General features: G+C 68.9%; 16 protein-coding genes. 3 read left to right on the forward strand and 13 right to left on the reverse strand.

Features of this window, described 5'->3' with window-relative positions:
• Window positions 1-4: 4 nt before the first annotated feature.
• Genes KZ686_RS12505 through tsaB form a run of 4 tightly spaced genes read right to left on the reverse strand, consistent with a single transcriptional unit; the run spans window position 5 to window position 3,636 of the window.
• Window positions 5-1,228 carry a DUF1853 family protein gene (locus KZ686_RS12505; protein ID WP_265632524.1) on the reverse strand — a complete coding sequence of 408 codons (1,224 nt, stop codon included), beginning with the start codon at window positions 1,226-1,228 and terminating at the stop codon, window positions 5-7.
• Window positions 1,209-2,270: a uracil-DNA glycosylase gene (locus tag KZ686_RS12510; RefSeq protein WP_226108822.1), complete on the reverse strand. Its 1,062-nt coding sequence runs from the start codon at window positions 2,268-2,270 to the stop codon at window positions 1,209-1,211. The genes KZ686_RS12505 and KZ686_RS12510 overlap by 20 nt, the downstream gene beginning before the upstream one ends.
• A complete protein-coding gene (rimI, locus tag KZ686_RS12515; RefSeq protein ID WP_226108821.1) occupies window positions 2,267-2,848 on the reverse strand; it encodes a ribosomal protein S18-alanine N-acetyltransferase in 582 nt (193 codons plus the stop codon). The genes KZ686_RS12510 and rimI overlap by 4 nt, the downstream gene beginning before the upstream one ends.
• Entirely contained in the window at window positions 2,845-3,636 is a 792-nt protein-coding gene (gene tsaB / locus KZ686_RS12520; protein ID WP_265632526.1) for a tRNA (adenosine(37)-N6)-threonylcarbamoyltransferase complex dimerization subunit type 1 TsaB, read from the reverse strand. Before tsaB ends, rimI begins: the two co-directional genes overlap by 4 nt.
• A 118-nt stretch (window positions 3,637-3,754) precedes the next feature.
• On the opposite strand from tsaB, the gene KZ686_RS12525 reads away from it, so the two are divergent.
• A complete protein-coding gene (locus tag KZ686_RS12525) occupies window positions 3,755-4,024 on the forward strand; it encodes an acyl-CoA-binding protein (protein ID WP_149319058.1) in 270 nt (89 codons plus the stop codon).
• Between the two features lie 167 nt (window positions 4,025-4,191).
• Here the strand turns inward: KZ686_RS12525 and KZ686_RS12530 are convergent, their stop codons facing one another.
• The 4 genes from KZ686_RS12530 to KZ686_RS12545 form a co-directional block, all read right to left on the reverse strand.
• A complete protein-coding gene (locus tag KZ686_RS12530) occupies window positions 4,192-5,685 on the reverse strand; it encodes a DHA2 family efflux MFS transporter permease subunit (RefSeq protein WP_370639581.1) in 1,494 nt (497 codons plus the stop codon).
• Window positions 5,682-6,152: an SRPBCC family protein gene (locus KZ686_RS12535; RefSeq protein ID WP_149319059.1), complete on the reverse strand. Its 471-nt coding sequence runs from the start codon at window positions 6,150-6,152 to the stop codon at window positions 5,682-5,684. Before KZ686_RS12535 ends, KZ686_RS12530 begins: the two co-directional genes overlap by 4 nt.
• 147 nt (window positions 6,153-6,299) lie before the next feature.
• Complete coding sequence (gene aceB / locus KZ686_RS12540) at window positions 6,300-7,886, reverse strand: malate synthase A (protein WP_265632527.1); 1,587 nt, start codon at window positions 7,884-7,886, stop codon at window positions 6,300-6,302.
• A 46-nt stretch (window positions 7,887-7,932) separates the two neighbouring features.
• Complete coding sequence (locus KZ686_RS12545) at window positions 7,933-8,643, reverse strand: haloacid dehalogenase type II (protein WP_265632528.1); 711 nt, start codon at window positions 8,641-8,643, stop codon at window positions 7,933-7,935.
• Between the two features lie 249 nt (window positions 8,644-8,892).
• Between KZ686_RS12545 and KZ686_RS12550 the strand changes: the two genes are divergently transcribed.
• Together KZ686_RS12550 and KZ686_RS12555 are read left to right on the forward strand one after the other, a co-directional pair.
• Window positions 8,893-9,843, forward strand: coding sequence for a LysR family transcriptional regulator (locus KZ686_RS12550; RefSeq protein ID WP_265632529.1), 951 nt, complete (start codon window positions 8,893-8,895; stop codon window positions 9,841-9,843).
• Window positions 9,844-9,988: 145 nt separating this feature from the next.
• Complete coding sequence (locus tag KZ686_RS12555) at window positions 9,989-10,423, forward strand: universal stress protein (protein WP_149319063.1); 435 nt, start codon at window positions 9,989-9,991, stop codon at window positions 10,421-10,423.
• 80 nt (window positions 10,424-10,503) lie between these two features.
• Here KZ686_RS12555 and aceA read toward each other — a convergent pair whose 3' ends face one another.
• The 5 genes from aceA to KZ686_RS12580 all read right to left on the reverse strand — a co-directional run bounded on the left by aceA (window position 10,504) and on the right by KZ686_RS12580 (window position 15,612).
• Complete coding sequence (aceA, locus tag KZ686_RS12560) at window positions 10,504-11,796, reverse strand: isocitrate lyase (RefSeq protein WP_149319064.1); 1,293 nt, start codon at window positions 11,794-11,796, stop codon at window positions 10,504-10,506.
• Window positions 11,797-12,144: 348 nt separating this feature from the next.
• Window positions 12,145-12,585 carry a gamma-glutamylcyclotransferase family protein gene (locus KZ686_RS12565; protein ID WP_226108818.1) on the reverse strand — a complete coding sequence of 147 codons (441 nt, stop codon included), beginning with the start codon at window positions 12,583-12,585 and terminating at the stop codon, window positions 12,145-12,147.
• Window positions 12,586-12,587: 2 nt separating this feature from the next.
• Complete coding sequence (gene rraA, locus KZ686_RS12570) at window positions 12,588-13,115, reverse strand: ribonuclease E activity regulator RraA (RefSeq protein ID WP_226108817.1); 528 nt, start codon at window positions 13,113-13,115, stop codon at window positions 12,588-12,590.
• Between the two features lie 298 nt (window positions 13,116-13,413).
• Entirely contained in the window at window positions 13,414-14,229 is an 816-nt protein-coding gene (locus KZ686_RS12575) for a LytR/AlgR family response regulator transcription factor (RefSeq protein ID WP_265632531.1), read from the reverse strand.
• Between the two features lie 183 nt (window positions 14,230-14,412).
• Window positions 14,413-15,612, reverse strand: a complete 1,200-nt coding sequence (locus tag KZ686_RS12580) for a sensor histidine kinase (protein ID WP_265632532.1) — start codon at window positions 15,610-15,612, stop codon at window positions 14,413-14,415.
• Between the last annotated feature and the right edge of the window lie 213 nt (window positions 15,613-15,825).

The raw sequence follows: 15,825 nt of genomic DNA on the forward strand, positions 1-15,825 counted from the left end.
GCACTCAGCATCGCGGCGGCTGCACCGCCCGCTGGCGCGCCCTTTCCTCCCAGCCGGGCGGCACCACGAAACCGCGCGAACGTTCGCGCCACCAGCCCGGCGCGGAAGCGCCGGCCGGCTCCATCTCGCAGACCATCACCGGGGCCTCGCGCCGCCAGGCCAGCTCGCGATGCGGCTCGGCGAAGCGTGCGGCCAGCGCGCCGTGCAGGGTCTCGAACGGTTCGGTTTCGTGCTCCGGCACCAGCGCCGGCGACAGCCAGCGGGCGCGCGGCAGGCGATGCCAGCGCACCGATGAGGCGGAGGCCGACGTGCCCGACGTGCCCGACGTGCCCGACGAGTCCAACGAGCCCGGCGAGCCCGGCGAGCGCGCCTCCACCCGCTGCGCCCATTGCGCCAGCGTCGACCACCAGCCGCGCAGATGGGCGGGATTGAGCCCCAGCGCGTCCAGGCCGGCCGGCATCACCCCATCGCGATAGAACAGCCAGCCCAGCAGATAGATTTCGCTGCGATCGACACGCGCGCCCAGCAGCGCCTCCGCCTCGGTCGTGCGTGACAGCGGCAGTTGCCGGCGCAGGATATGCGACAGCTTGTCGCCAAGCCGGTCCACCAGATTCGGGCCGACGAAGGCTTGCAGCCGCGTACAAGGGTCCGGCGCCATCGCCTCGACGTTCGCCTCCGGCTCGACCAGCAGGTAGAACTTCGTCGCCATCTCCCAATGTACGAGCTGGCCCTGCGGTGCGCCCCCCGTCCCGCCGCGCGCCACGTCCCGCCAGACGAAGTCGAGCTCGCCCAGCGTCTGCACGCCATGCGGGCCATGCCGGCGCACCGGCAGATTGGAGGCGACCAGCTCGATGCCCTCACCGTGTTCCAGCGCGAAATGCAGCAGCCGTTCGGCATGCCGGCCCAGCCGCAGGCTGCGCGCGGCCGGGGCCAGCGCCTGCACGGCCCCGGGCAAGGCGGACAGTTCTTCGATGGTGGGAGGCAGCAGGTCCGGATCGGCGCTGGCCAGCCAGCGCTGCCAGGCGGCCAGTGCTCCCGGTGGCCAACCGGCGAGCGCGGCGCCGCCGGGTTCGGCCAGCGCGGCGAATTCGCGGGGAATGGCGCTCAACAGCGGCGGCGCCAGCGTGCACCAGGCCAGATCGCGCACCCGCGCCGACGTGGCGGCGCGCCACAGCGGCTCGGCCGTGGTCGCGCCGGCGCCCGCCAGTTCAGTGACCGGCTCCCGCATCGCCGCTGCCGGCAGCGCCGGTCCGTGGGGAGTCGAGCAGATCGGCCGGCGCGGCCGGATCGTTCTGCCGATAGACATCGCGCGCCAGGCACAGGTCTTCCCAGGCGCGGGCCTTGTCGGTCAGCGTGCGCAGCAGGTAGGCCGGGTGGTAGGTCACGACCACCGGGATGCCCTCGTAGCGATGCACCGTGCCGCGCAGCTTGCTGATCGGCGTGGTGGTACGCAGCAGGGTCTGCGCGGCGAAGCGGCCCAGCACGACGATCAGGCGCGGGCGCACCAGCGCGATCTGCCGGCGCAGGAAGGGCTCGCACTGCTCGACCTCGGCCGGCTCCGGATTGCGATTCCCGGGCGGCCGGCACTTGAGCACGTTGGCGATGAAGACATTGCGCCCGCGCGCCAGCTGCAGCGACGCCAGCATGTTGTCGAGCAGCTTGCCGGCCTGGCCGACGAAGGGCTCGCCCTGCCGGTCCTCGTTCTCGCCCGGGGCCTCGCCGATCAGCATCCAGTCGGCCTCGCGGTCGCCGACGCCGAACACCGTGCGGGTCCGCGTGCTGCACAACTGGCAGGCCGTGCAGCCCGCCACGCGCGCTTCCAGCGCCTGCCAGTCGAGCGTGGCGAGGTCGTCGGCGGGCGCGGCAATGGATTGGCCTTCCGACAGCGGCAGGCCATCGTCGGGCACGCTCTGCATGATCGGCACGAGCGGAATGGTCGGCTGGCGCGGCGCCGGCGCGGCGGCCATCGGGCTTGCCGCTTCATGGCCCTGCGCTTCATGGCCCTGCGCTTCCTGGCTCAGCGCTTCACGGCCCAACGCTTCACGACTCGGCGCTTCGTTGGTCGGCGCTTCGCGGCTCAGTACTTCGGGGCTCGGCGCTTCACTGCCCGACGCTTCACGGCTCGGCCCTTCGTGGCTCGGCGCGTCGTGGCTCACGGCCTCGGCCAATGCCGACGCGGACTCGGGCTCGGCCTGCACCGCCTCGGCATGGCGCGGCACCCATTCGGTGCCGATGCCGAGCGCTTCGAGAAACAGCGCGCGCCGGTTCATGCCGATGCCCCCCGCGGGCCGCCCTGCTGCCCGTCCTGCTCCGTGCCCTGCTCCGTGCCCCAGCGGCGGCGCAGCACCAGCGCATCCTCGCGCCCGTCGGCGGCCGGATAATAGCCCTTGCGTCGGCCGATCGTCTCGAAGCCGGCGGCCTCGTACAGCGCCAGCGCGGCGGTATTCGACGGCCTGACTTCGAGCAGCACATTGGGCAGCCGATGCTGATGCGCGGTGGCCAGCGCCACGGCGAGCAGCAGCTTGCCGAGGCCCTGCCGATGGCGCGCCGGCTCGATCGTGATATTGAGCAAATGCATCTCGTCGACCACGGGCATCAGCACGGCATAGCCGGCGAGCTTGCCGGCCGGGTCGCGCAGTGTCAGCCCGATATGGCCGGCCTTGACCGAGTTCTCGAAATTGCCGCGGGTCCACGGATGGCTGTAGGCGCGCTGCTCGATGTCGACCACCGCGTCCAGGTCGCGCGCGCTCATGCGCGCCAGCGCCCAGCCGCCGGGCAGCGTCGGCATATCGGGCACCGCGGGCCAGGCGGCGGCGCCGGTGCGGCTGTCGCCGAGGGCGGCGCTCATTGCCGTTCTCCGGTGGCCGCCAGCGAGGCGCGCCCCGCCGCCGCGGCCCGGCGCTCGGCCACGGTCTGGGCGACCTTGTCGCGCAGGTACAGCGGCGCGGCATCGGCGGCGGCCACGGTCTCGCCGCGCGCCAGCGCGCGCTGCGCAAGCGCGACCACGGCAGCCGCGTGCGGCATCGCGCCGGCGATCGTGCGCGCGGCTTGCGCGGCGGCATGCAAGCGTTCGCCGTAGACGGCGGCGCCGTTGCCGGCCAGCCAGAACGGCGCGGCCGGCGCCTGCACCGCCTCGGGTGCCGCGACGCGCATCGGACCGGCTTCCTGCCATTCGCCGCGGACCGCGTCCCATTCGAACAGCCCGGTATAGACCTCGTCCATGCGTGCGTCGAGCGCGACCAGCACCGGCACGCCGGCGGGCAGCGGCAGGTCCGTGGCGTCGCCCTCCAGCGCGGCCCCGGGCCCCCCGCGCACGCGTTCGGCGCAGGCCATCAGCGTATTGACGGGCACGACCGGCAGATTGGCGCCGAAGGCCAGCCCCTGCGCGATGCCGCAGGCGGTGCGCAGGCCGGTAAACGAGCCCGGGCCGGCGCCGAAGGCGATCGCGGCGCAATCGGCCAGCCGGATGCCGGCCTCGGCCAGCAGTTCGCCGGCGGCGGGCAGGACCCGGCCCGACGAGCGCGGGCCGGTCTGTTCGTGGCGGGCCAGGCAGCGCAGGCCGCCGGTCGGCGAGGCGTGTCCGAGCGCGACGGAACACCACTCGGTGGAGGTTTCAACGGCAAGAATCCATGACATGCCGCGATTGTATCCGCTGGCCGCGGAACCGAAGCCGCCCTCGGTTTTTTCCGGGCGGGTTTGGCGGCCCGGGGGCTATCATCGCGGGTCCATCTCCCTCACCGTCCCGGAGTCCCCCATGAGCGACCTGCAACAGCGCTTCGAGCAAGCGCAGAACGACGTCAAGCAACTGCCCGAACGCCCCAGCAACATGACGCTGCTGCGCCTGTACGCGCTGTTCAAGCAAGGCAGCGAGGGCGACGTCCATGGCGACAAGCCGGGCATGACCGACTTCGTCGGGCGCTACAAGTTCGAGGCCTGGGAAACGCTGAAGGGCACCAGCCAGGAAGAGGCGATGCAGAAGTACATCGAGCTGGTGGAGGAGCTGAAGTCCGGCGCGGCCAGCTGAGCCAGCGCCGCGCCGCCGCCTTCGCGCGCTGTCTTCTTCGCGCGGACATCCCCGCGCCGCCGTCCCCGCCCTGCCATCCCTTGCGCCGACGGGGACCCGGCGGCTTCCACGCGAGACAGCCAGCACGGTGCGCCCGCTGCGTTCGCGGGCGCGACAGACATCAGGCGCTACTGCCCCACCCGCTCCGGCTGCTGCCGCGGCCGGATCCGCCAGGCGGCCAGGATCGCGGTCGCAATCACCAGCCCCACCGCCAGGAAGGTCTCGTCGAACGCGCGGATGCGCGCCGCGGCATCGGCCCCGGCCTGATTGCCGGCCAGCAGCGCGCCGTGCGACTCCAGCCGCCATTGCAGGCCGACCCCGGCCAGGCTGACACCGATGGCACCACCCAGCTGCCGCACAAAGTTGATCACGCTGGACCCCTGCGCGATCAGCGAAAAATCGACGCCCCGCATCGCGCCCAGCGACAGCGACGGCAGGATGCAGCCCAGGCCGATACGCCCCAGCACCGCCAGCGCCACCAGCACCACATAGGGCGTCGTCAGCGAGCCCAGCGCCATCAGCAGGAAGGACGCGGCCAGCAGCGCCAGCCCCGCCGACACCTGGATATGCGGCGGCACGCGGCTGGTCAGCCGGCCGGCCGCGGCGATGGTCACCGCCAGCGCGATCCCCGCCGGCAGCAGCACGAAGCCCGCCTGCGACGGCGAGTACTGCAGCGCCATCTGCATATAGACCGGCAGCAGATAGGTCGAACCGAACAGCCCGGCGCCATAGATGAAGGCCACCACCGCGCCGGCCGAGAACTGCCGATAGCTGTACAGCCGCATGTTCATCAGCGGGTCCGAGGCGCGCAGCTGCCACAGCACGAACAGCACCAGCAGCAGCACGCCCAGGCCCGACAGCAGCAGGCCCGTGACGGTGTCCTCGCGCAGCTCGACCAGGCCGTTGAGCAGCATCACGGTGGCGACGCCGGCCAGCGCCAGGCCCTGCCAGTCGAGCGGCTTGCGCTCGCCCATCATCGCGGAATCGATCGCCATGAAGCGGCGCGCCATCAGTCCGGCGACGATGGTCAGCGGCACCACCACGAAGAAGATCGAGCGCCAGCCGAACGATTCGACCAGGAAGCCGCCCAGGCTCGGCCCCAGCGCCGGCGCCAGCACCACGCCGAAGCCGAACATGCCCATCGCCCTGCCCTGCTCGCGTTCCTCGAACACGCGCAGGATCAGGATATTGGGCAGCGGCTGCATGATGCCGGCGGCCACGCCTTCGGCCACGCGCATCGCGATCATCACGCCATAGGTCGGCGAGAAGCCGCCGACCAGCCCGCCGACGCCGAGCAGCACGGCGGCGCCAAGAAAGGTGCGGCGCAGGCCGTAGCGGTTCAGCAGCCACGGCGTCAGCAGCATCGCCAGCGTCATCGCGATCATGAAGCTGGCCGCGACCCATTGCGCGCGTTCCTGCCCGAGGCCGAAATGCCGGCTCAGGTCCGGCACCGCGACATTGACGATGGTCGACGACACGATCGAGGACATCGTGCCGATCATCAGCGTGACCAGCACCAGCCAGCGCAGCTTGTCGCCGTAGCGCTCGCGCAGCTGCGCGCGCGTGGGCGCGCCGCGCGCCGGACCGTCGCCGCCGCGCGGCGGCAAGGAACCTTCGCTCACCCGAGCCTGCCGGTGCTGGCCAGTTCGCGGATCTTGCGGACCGTATCGAGATCGGCCTCGTGATAGGCCGACTTGACGATCTCGGCGTAGCGGTCGTCGCCGCTGGCGTCGACCGCCGGCATCGTGGTCTCGTAGGTGAAGCGCAGCAGCAGCGCGCCCGGGCCCGGCGTCTCGATGGTCATCGTCAGCGTGCCGCCGGCATGGTCGGCGGTGGCGGCGGTCTCGTAACGGACCGATCGGCGCGATTCGAACACGACCCGGTCGCGCACTTCGGCCTTGCCGAAATGCAGCACGCGCTCGATCCAGTCGTCGCCGCGGCCGGTGATTTCGGCGCGGTCCAGGCCCAGCACGAACAGCTCCGGCGACTGGCCGCGCAGCACCAGCCCCTGCCAGACCTGGTCCGCCGTCAGCGGGTCCAGCGCCGGCATGTTGGGGTCATTGATCTCTACCAGATGCTCGAAGCGCAACTTGATTCTCCCTCTTGCTCAAGCCGCCATTATGAAGGCCCCGCGCCGGGGCCGCATCCCGCAAAGCAAAAAGCCCGCGGATGCGGGCTTCGGACTCTGGAATCGAGATGGCCGTCGTCCCCGCGCGAGCGGGGACGAGGCTCACACTCAGATCTCCTCGTACAGCGGCAGCGTCAGGAATTCGGCGAACGATTCCGACGTCGACATCTGCTCGAAGATCTCCGCGGCGCGGTCGTAGGTCTTCGTGTCGCCGCCGACCACTTCCTTGACCTTGGCCAGTTCTTCCGGAATCAGCGCGCGCACCATCTCGGCGGTCACCTTGCGGCCGTCTTCCAGCACGCCCTTCGGCGAGCGGATCCACTGCCAGACCTGCGAACGCGAGATCTCGGCGGTGGCGGCGTCTTCCATCAGGTTGTGGATCGGCACGCAGCCGTTGCCGGCCAGCCAGGCGCCCAGGTAATGGATGCCCACGTTGATGTTCATGCGCAGGCCGCCTTCGGTGATCGGCGTTTCGGGCTGGAAGTTCAGCAGGTCGGCGGCGCTCACGTTGACGTCCGGGCGCTGCTTCTCGAACTGGTTCGGCTTGTCGCCCAGCACCGCGACGAATTCCTTCATCGCCGGCTCGACCAGGCCCGGGTGGGCCACCCAGCCGCCGTCATAGCCGTCGGTGGCATCGCGGCGCTTGTCGCCGATGATGCCCTGCATCGCGATCTCGTTCTTCTCCGGATCGTTCTTGATCGGGATCAGCGCGCTCATGCCGCCGATCGCCGGCGCGCCGCGCTTGTGGCAGGTCTTGAGCAGCAGCAGCGCGTACGCGCGCATGAACGGCGCGGTCATCGTGACCTTGGCGCGGTCGGCCAGGCAGAAGTTCTTGTCGGTCTTGAACTTCTTGATGCACGAGAAGATGTAGTCCCAGCGGCCGGCGTTCAGGCCCGCGCTGTGCTCGCGCAGTTCGTACAGGATCTCTTCCATCTCGAAGGCGGCCAGGATCGTCTCGATCAGCACGGTCGCCTTGATGGTGCCCTGCGGCAGGCCGATCTCGTTCTGCGCCATCACGAAGATGTCGTTCCACAGGCGCGCCTCGAGATGGCTTTCCATCTTCGGCAGATAGAAGAACGGACCGGCGCCACGCGCGATCTGCTCCTTGGCGTTATGGAACAGGAACAGCGCGAAGTCCCAGATGCCGCCCGACACGCGCTGGCCGTCGATGGTCACGTGCTTCTCGTCCAGATGCCAGCCGCGCGGACGCACCTGCAGCGTGGCGATCTTGTCGTTCAGCTTGTAGACCTTGCCCTTGGCCTCGAGCGTCAGCGTGCGGCGCACGGCGGCCTTCAGGTTGACCTGGCCCTGCAGCTGGTTGTGCCAGTTCGGGGTGTTCGAGTCCTCGAAGTCGGTCATGTAGCTGTCCGCGCCCGAGTTGAACGCGTTGATGACCATCTTGGCTTCGACCGGGCCGGTGATTTCGACGCGGCGGCACTCCAGCGCCTTGGGGATCGGCGCGATCTTCCAGTCGCCTTCGCGGATCGACTTGGTCTCCGGCAGGAAGTCGGGGCGCTCGCCCGCGTCCAGGCGCTTGGCGCGTTCGACGCGCGCGGCCAGCAACTGCTGGCGGCGCGGCTCGAAGGCGCGGTGCAGCTTGTCCACCAGGGCCAGCGCTTCCGGCGTGAGGATATCTTCGTAGGCCGGCAGGATTTCGCCGGTAATCTTCATGCCCGCAGGCAACGTGATGGCCATCAATGTTCTCCTGTGATCGATGGGGGTTGTGCCATGCCTGCCCTCGTCATCCGTGCGCGACGGCAATGCCGCGTGCGCGCACGAAATCGAGCAGGTCGTTCATGTCGTGCCCGGTCCCGCTCGGCTCGGCGTCGAGCCGCTCCGCCGGGTGGCCGGCACGATTGATCCAGAACGTGGTGTAGCCGAACCAGGTCGCGCCGCACGCGTCCCAGCCGTTGGACGAGACAAACAGCATCTCGTGCGCCGGCACGCCGAAGGCCGCGGGACCGAGCGCATAGGCGGCCGGGGCGGTCTTGTACTGGCGCACCGCGTCGACCGACAGCACATGGTCGAACAGGCCCTGCATGCCGGCGCTCTTGACCGAGATGTCCAGCATCTCGGGATTGCCGTTGGACAGGATGCCCAGCGGCAGCCCGGCCGCGCGCAGCCGGCGCAGCGTGCCCAGGTTCTCCGGAAAGGCCGACAGGCAGGCGTACTCCTTCAGCAGCTGCGCCTCGGCCGCGGCATCGAGCCGCAGCGCCAGCCGCTGCGCCGCATAGCGCAGCGCGTCGACGGTGATCGCCCAGAACGGCTTGTACCAGGCCCCGTCCGGCGCGGCCAGGGTGCGGATCCGCGTGTAGTCGATCTGGCGGTCGCGCCACAGCAGCGCCAGCGCCTCGCCCTTGCCGGGAAACAGCTGCTCCGCGCGCGCCGTGACGGAATACACGTCGAACAGCGTGCCATAGGCATCGAAGACGACGGCGCGGATCGGGTTCATAGCGGGCAAGGACCAGGGTTGGCGGCCGCGGCGCAGGGCCGGCGTACCACGAATTCCGAGCATTGTAGGCAGGCGCTGCAGCGCGGCATAGCCGACCCGGGTCACTTGATCTTTTACTTTTGCCCTACTAATCTTGGCGAACCGTCGGAAGATCCGAAACCAATATCGGCTCCGACCATGCCATCCGCTGACCGGCACGTATCGCCAAGATCGCTTTGTGTCCGGGCAGCCGCAAACCGTCGGGGACACGTGGATCATTTCAAGCAACTGGCGACCTTCGTCTCGGTCGCCTCGCGCGGCAGCCTGTCCGCGGCCGCCACCGCCGAGGGCGTCGCGCCGGCCATCATCGGCCGCCGCATCGACGCGCTCGAGGAACGGCTGGGCGTCAAGCTGCTGGTGCGCACCACCCGCAAGATCACGCTGACCTTCGAGGGCTCGGCCTTCCTGGAAGACTGCCAGCGCATCCTGAACGATCTGCAGAACGCCGAGGCCAGCGTGTCGGCGGGCGGCGTCAAGGCCAGCGGCCATCTGCGCGTGACGGCACCGGCGGGCTTCGGCCGCAAGCACGTGGCGCCGGTGGTGCCGCTGTTCATCGAGTCGCATCCGGACGTGACCATCACGCTGGACCTGTCGGACCGCGTGGTCGACCTGGTCAACGAGGGCTTCGATTGCGCGATTCGCCTGGGCGACCTGCCCGATTCGAGCCTGGTGTCGATCCGGCTGGCCGAGAACCGCCGCGTGGTGGTGGCGGCGCCCTCGTATCTGGCGCGGCGCGGCACGCCGCAGCTGCCGGAGGAACTCGCCGCGCACAACTGCCTGGCCTTCGGGGCCAGCGCCAACGTGCAGCGCGGCTGGGTGTTCCAGCAGGACGGGCGGCCGGTCACGGTCAAGGTCGGCGGCAATATGGAATGCACCGACGGCGCGGTGCTGCATGCCTGGTGTCTGCAAGGACACGGGCTGGCGTGGCGCTCGTGGTGGGAGGTCGGCCACGAGATCGCGACCGGGCGCCTCGTGACGGTGCTCGATGAGTTCCAGGCGCCGCCGATCGGCATCCATGCGGTGTTTCCGCAGCGCAAGCATCTGCCGTTGCGGGTGCGGCTGTTTATCGATCATCTGAAGAACACCTACGGCAACCCCGCCTACTGGCGCCGGGGCGAACAGGCGCCGCTGCCCGCTACCGACGAGCCGGTCGGTGCCTGACCCTGCACGACGATCGGGCAAGGGTTCGCCCGCGATGCATTAGCCGCCACACTGGCTACAATGAAGTCAGCGCGGGCCCGGTTTTGTCCGCCCGCTTCCGGTGCCCCTCGGGTATGCCTTTGGACTCATCGCAAGGAGATCGGCCATGTTCAAGCACATCCTGCTCCCCACTGACGGTTCGGAGCTGTCCAAGAAAGCGATCGACGGCGGCATCGAACTGGCCAGGGCCATCGGCGCCCGGGTCACGGCCTATGTCTGTCTCGAGGAATATCCGTACACGCCCTTCAGCGAAATCGTGGTCGAGGCCCCGCAGGCCTTCAAGGACCGCATCGAGGCGCAGGCGCGCATCTATCTGAAGGAGGTCGAAACCGCCGCGACCGCGGCCGGTGTGCCTTGCGACACCGATATGTCGACCTTCGCGGTGCCCTATCTGGGCATCATCGACGCGGCCGAACGGCATGGCTGCGACGTGATCTTCATGGCCTCGCACGGCCGCCGCGGCCTGTCCGGCCTGCTGCTCGGCAGCGAGACGCAGAAGGTGCTGACGCATACCGATATTCCGGTGATCGTCTACCGGTAAGGCAGCACCTTCGCTGAACCCCTTCCCCTCTCCCTCTCCCGCCATCGGGAGAGGGAGACGGAGAGGGAGAACCCACTACATCAAGCCACCTTCTTGTCGAAGAACTGCTCGTCCTCGGTCGAGCCCTTCAACGCGGTGGTCGACGACTGGCCGCCTTCGATGGTCTGCGTGACCGCGTCGAAGTAGCCGGTGCCGACTTCGCGCTGGTGCTTGACCGCGGTGAAGCCCTTCTCGGCCGCCTTGAACTCGGCTTCCTGCAGTTCGACGAACGCGCTCATCTGGTTGCGCGCATAGCCGTAGGCCAGGTTGAACATCGAGTAGTTCAGCGAGTGGAAGCCGGCCAGCGTGATGAACTGGAACTTGTAGCCCATCGCGCCCAGCTCCTTCTGGAACTTGGCGATGGTGGCGTCGTCCAGGTTCTTCTTCCAGTTGAACGACGGCGAGCAGTTGTAGGCCAGCAGCTTGCCCGGGTACTTGGCGTGCACCGCCTCGGCGAACTTCTTGGCGAATTCCAGATCCGGCTTGCCGGTTTCGCACCAGACCAGGTCGGCCACTTCCGCATAGGCCAGCGCGCGTGCGATCGACTGCTCGATGCCGGCCTTGGTGCGGTAGAAGCCCTCGACGGTGCGCTCGCCGGTGCAGAACGGCTTGTCGCGATCGTCGATGTCCGAGGTCAGCAGATCGGCCGCTTCCGCATCGGTACGGGCGATCACCAGCGTCGGCACGCCCATCACGTCGGCGGCCAGGCGCGCGGCGGTCAGCTTGGCGACGGCCTCGCGGGTCGGCACCAGCACCTTGCCGCCCATGTGGCCGCACTTCTTGACCGAGGCCAGCTGGTCTTCGAAGTGCACGCCGGCGGCGCCCGCTTCGATCATCGCCTTCATCAGCTCGAAGGCGTTCAGCACGCCGCCGAAGCCCGCTTCCGCGTCCGCCACGATCGGCGCGAAGAAATCGATGTCGCCCTTGCCTTCGCTCCACTGGATCTGGTCGGCACGCTGGAAGGTGTTGTTGATGCGCTTGACCACCTGCGGCACCGAGTTGGCCGGATACAGCGACTGGTCCGGATACATCTCGCCGGCCAGGTTGGCGTCGCCGGCGACCTGCCAGCCCGACAGATAGATCGCCTTCAGGCCGGCCTTGACCTGCTGCATCGCCTGGTTGCCGGTCAGCGCGCCCAGCGTGTTGACGAACGGCTCGGTATTGAGCAGATGCCACAGCTTCTCGGCACCGCGGCGGGCCAGCGTGTGCTCGATCTGGACCGAGCCGCGCAGGCGCACCACGTCCTCGGCGGTGTAGTGGCGGCTGATGCCCTTCCAGCGCGGGTTGGTTTCCCAGTCTTGCTTGAGCTTTTGTGCTTCGATTTCGCGGGACATGTCACTCTCCTGTTGATGGGGTTCGGCAAATCTGTGCGACGCGACCGGAGGGGGAGCCGGTCTGCCGACCTGGGGCACCGGGTGCCGGTTTCAGCGTTCCGGCTGCGCCGCAAGTCATATGTCTTATATAAGAGTGTAGAGAAGCGTCCCGCGACGCAACAAGGCTCGATGCGGCCTGCGCCGCAGATTTTTTATCCTTATATTTCAGTAGTTTATCGAAAACATTTCACGATGCGGCAAGACCTTTCCCATCATGAGAAACGACCGTTGTGCCATGCATCCATGTATTTTTGCGGACCAAAACGTCTTTCCGCATCGTGAAATTGTGTGCAAGCGCTGTCGGGCGGTTCAGCCGGCCGCAACCCGGGCGCGCCGGTAGGCCACCCAGTCGCCGCCTTCGATCTCCGGCAGGCTGCGCACCGCCTCCGCGCCGACCGGATAGAGCAGGCAGCGCCGCTTGCCATCGGCGCATGCCACCTCCTGCTCGGTGCGCACGAACAGCGTCGCCTGGCCCGGATAGACCTCCTCGATCTCGTCGAGCACGGGAATCAGGGCCTCGTCGATCTCGTAGATGTCCCCGACCACGCGCGGACCGCCGGGCAGGCCAGCGCTGTCCGGCTCAAGCGCCGCCGGCACATAGCCCGGATAGCTGCCGAAGTCGTAGAGCCGCCCCGGCACGCTGCCGCTGCCGACCAGCCGCGGCGCCGGCAGGCCATGGCGGCGCGCCGCCTCGTTCAGGTCGTTGACCTCGCCGGCGCGCAAGGTGCCATAGACGAACACCAGCGCCATCGTCAGCCCTGCTTCGCGCTCACCGCGCTCACCGGGCTCGCCAGGTCGACGTCCGACACCAGCACGCCGTCCTCGTCGACGTAGATCCAGTTGCCCGGACGCACTACCGCACCCGGCATCTGCAGCGCGACGTCGCGCTGCCCGCTGTTGCGCTTCTCGCTCTTGCGCGGATGCACGCCCAGCGCGCGGATGCCGATGTCGCAATCGTTGAGCTCGACGGTGTCGCGCACATAGCCGTTCAGCACGATGCCGGCCCAGCCGTTCTTCTCGCCGAGCTGGCCGAGATTGCCGCCGACCAGCGCGCAGCGCGCCGAGCCGCCGGCGTCGACCACCAGCACCCTGCCCTGTCCCGGCGACTCGAGCGCCTCGCGCACCAGCGAGTTGTCCTCGAACACCTTCAGCGTCATGGCGGGGCCGGCGAAGCGCGCGCGCTTGCCGAAGGCCTGCCAGCCCGGCGTCAGCACGCGCAGCGAGCCGTCGGCCAGGCGTGCCTCGTGATCGTCGCAAAGGTCGGTGGTGGCGAAATCCATGGCAATTCACTCCTCGATCAGCAGGGAAACAAAGGGGAAAAGGGGAAAAAGCGGACAAAGCGAAAAACGCGAAGACGGGCGCGATGCCCGGGTGCGCCCGATGGTGCGGCGCAACCGAAGCATCATAGTGGAAAACGACCGGGGAAGACCGGGCAGAAGCGCGGAAGCAAGTCCGCGCGGAAGGCCGGGCAGAAGCTCCGAAGGAAGCGCGCGCGGGAGGCCGGGCCGAAGGCCGGAGAAGGCCGAAGGCCGGAGAAGGCCGACGCAAGGCCCGCGCCGGCGCACCCCCCAACAGCCCTTACATCTGCTTGAACAGATACGCGTACTGCCGCGCCACCGCCAGCGTCTCGGGGCGATTGCGCAACTTCAGCGTGAGCCGCCCGAGCGACTGGTTGACCGCGGCGGCGACGCAGTCGATGTTGACCACCGTGCCGCGATGGATCTGCCAGAAGCGGTCCGGATCGAGCTGCTGGGTCAGCTCGCGCAGGCTGGTGCGGATCAGCGCCTCGCCGCTGCTGGACACCACGTTGACATACTTGTCGGTGGCCTCGAGGTAGATCACCTCGTCGACCGGGATGATCCGCACCTCCTGGCCGACCAGGGCCTTGATGAAGCGTAGATACGGCCCGCCGGTGCGGGCGATGGTATCGCGGTCCAGCGCCTCGAGCCGGTTCAGCAGCTGCTCCAGCCGCTCGCCTTCGAGCGCGCCCGCCGAGGGGGTGCCGTCCATCGTCTGCGGCGGCATCGCCAGCCGCGTCTTCAGCCGGTTCACGGTCGCCTCCAGCCGCTCGCGCTGGATTGGCTTGAGCACGTAGTCGACCGCCGCACTCTCGAAGGCCTCGAGCGCGAACTGGTCGTAGGCGGTGACGAACACCACCAGCGGCGCGCCGGGCTTGCCCAGCAGGTCGCGCGCCACCTCCATGCCGGTGATGCCGGGCATCCGGATATCGAGAAAGGCGACGCGCGGCGCGTGCTGCCGCACCGCTTCGAGCGCCGACACCCCGTCATGCACCGTCGCGACGATCTGCGCCTCCGGCCAGAGGCTGGACAACTCGGCATGCAACACGCGGGCAAGGAGCGGTTCGTCGTCGGCAATCAGCAGGGTCGGCGTCATCGTGGAGTCGGTGGCAGTCGATCGTGGTGGTTCGGCGGTCATTGCTTGGCATTGGCGGCCGCCGGCGGCAACGAAGGGCCCGGCGGCAACCGGCCGCCGGGTCGGCAAATTCGATTTCAGGACCGATATCGGCACCGCGATATCAGCCCCGCGGTATCAAGACCCGATATCGGGTCCGCAATGTCACGACCGTGCCGCGGCCGAGGCGGCCGGCACGGGGGGCACGGTCACCGCCGCAGCGGCGCCGGCCTGCGCCGTCCCGCAGGTGGCCGCCGGCGCGGTCACGCCCTGCTGGACCGGCTTGCGCGTGACCGGCACGGTCAGCCGCACCACCACGCCGCTGGGCACGTTCTCCTCGATCTGCATCGTGGCGGCGGCGCCGAAGATCCGCGCCAGGCGTTCGCGCACATGCGTCAACCCCAGGCCCGAGCCCTTGACCGGCGCCTGCGCGAAGCCGACGCCGGTATCGGCGATCGACACCTGCACGGCGTTCTCGCCCTGCGCGCGCGCCGACACGGTAATGCGCCCCCCCGCCATGCAGGGCTCGATGCCATGCGTGACGGCGTTCTCGACCAGCGGCTGGATCAGCATCGGCGGAATCTCGACCTCGGCCAGATCGTCGGGCAGATCGAACTGATAGGACAGGCGCTGGCCGAAGCGCAGCCCCTGGATATCGAGATAGCTGCGCAGCAGCGCGAATTCCTGCTGCAGCGTGCATTGTTCCGCGCGGGTATGGGCCAGCGAGCGCCGCAGGAAGCCGATCAGCCCCTGCAGCAGCTTGCGCGCGGCATGCGGATCGGTGGCGATCAGGCCGTCCAGGTGGGCCAGCGAGTTGAACAGGAAGTGCGGTTCGATCTGCGCCTGCAGCGCCATCAGCTGCGCGCGCACCAGCTGCTTCTCGGCCTCCTCGCGCTGCAGCGCGTCGAGCGCGGCCTGGCGCTGCAGGAAGGCCAGGCGCTCGCGCGACCAGTAGAAGTAGATCATGCTGGTCGCCGCCAGCATCCCGACCACCAGGCACATGCGCAGCATGTCGTTGGCCTCTTCCATCGACTTGGGCGGCAGGTCCATCACCATCCGCGTCGCCCAGCTGCCGAACAGCACGCCGAGCGGCACCGCGGCGATCGCCAGCAGGATGAAGGGCCAGCCCGCCGGGCGCTCGTTGCGCCAGATCACCACGCGCGGAATATCGATCAGCGCCCAGATCGACAGGCCGATCAGCTGGCTATAGACGAAGTTCTTCAGGAAGGTGCCGCCGGTCTGGAAGCCCCAGGTGAGGCTGACCGCGATCACGCCGTTCATGACAAGCACGAACACCAGGTCGCGCCCCAGCAGCGTCAGGCGGGAAGGAATGGCGTGGGTGAAACAGCGGTGCGTCGATCTCATGTCGCCTCCGTCCTTCCACCGCCACCTCGGCGACGCGGGTGTGGGGAGGGACCATTGCCTCATTCTAGCCGCGACCCGCCGACGTTCCATGCGGCGGTGCGGCCCCCAACCGCGGCATTCGCCAGCTCGGAGGCGGATCGCATGCGGCACGGGATGACCGGCGATGCGGTGCAGCATGGCTGGCGGCCGCTGCATCGGTACGCATCCCGTGTC

It is taken from the genome of Cupriavidus cauae, assembly GCF_026210475.1.
Lineage (GTDB): Bacteria > Pseudomonadota > Gammaproteobacteria > Burkholderiales > Burkholderiaceae > Cupriavidus > Cupriavidus cauae.

Bases quoted from the DNA above. Each gene is read 5' to 3' on its own strand.
- KZ686_RS12545 (WP_265632528.1), bottom strand. From the start codon at position 8,643: ATGAACCCGATCCGCGCCGTCGTCTTCGATGCCTATGGCACGCTGTTC.
- tsaB (WP_265632526.1), bottom strand. From the start codon at position 3,636: ATGTCATGGATTCTTGCCGTTGAAACCTCCACCGAGTGGTGTTCCGTC.
- KZ686_RS12505 (WP_265632524.1), bottom strand. From the start codon at position 1,228: ATGCGGGAGCCGGTCACTGAACTGGCGGGCGCCGGCGCGACCACGGCC.
- KZ686_RS12555 (WP_149319063.1), top strand. From the start codon at position 9,989: ATGTTCAAGCACATCCTGCTCCCCACTGACGGTTCGGAGCTGTCCAAG.
- KZ686_RS12510 (WP_226108822.1), bottom strand. From the start codon at position 2,270: ATGAACCGGCGCGCGCTGTTTCTCGAAGCGCTCGGCATCGGCACCGAA.
- KZ686_RS12575 (WP_265632531.1), bottom strand. From the start codon at position 14,229: ATGACGCCGACCCTGCTGATTGCCGACGACGAACCGCTCCTTGCCCGC.
- rimI (WP_226108821.1), bottom strand. From the start codon at position 2,848: ATGAGCGCCGCCCTCGGCGACAGCCGCACCGGCGCCGCCGCCTGGCCC.
- aceB (WP_265632527.1), bottom strand. From the start codon at position 7,886: ATGGCCATCACGTTGCCTGCGGGCATGAAGATTACCGGCGAAATCCTG.
- KZ686_RS12565 (WP_226108818.1), bottom strand. From the start codon at position 12,585: ATGGCGCTGGTGTTCGTCTATGGCACCTTGCGCGCCGGCGAGGTCAAC.
- aceA (WP_149319064.1), bottom strand. From the start codon at position 11,796: ATGTCCCGCGAAATCGAAGCACAAAAGCTCAAGCAAGACTGGGAAACC.
- KZ686_RS12525 (WP_149319058.1), top strand. From the start codon at position 3,755: ATGAGCGACCTGCAACAGCGCTTCGAGCAAGCGCAGAACGACGTCAAG.
- rraA (WP_226108817.1), bottom strand. From the start codon at position 13,115: ATGGATTTCGCCACCACCGACCTTTGCGACGATCACGAGGCACGCCTG.
- KZ686_RS12580 (WP_265632532.1), bottom strand. From the start codon at position 15,612: ATGAGATCGACGCACCGCTGTTTCACCCACGCCATTCCTTCCCGCCTG.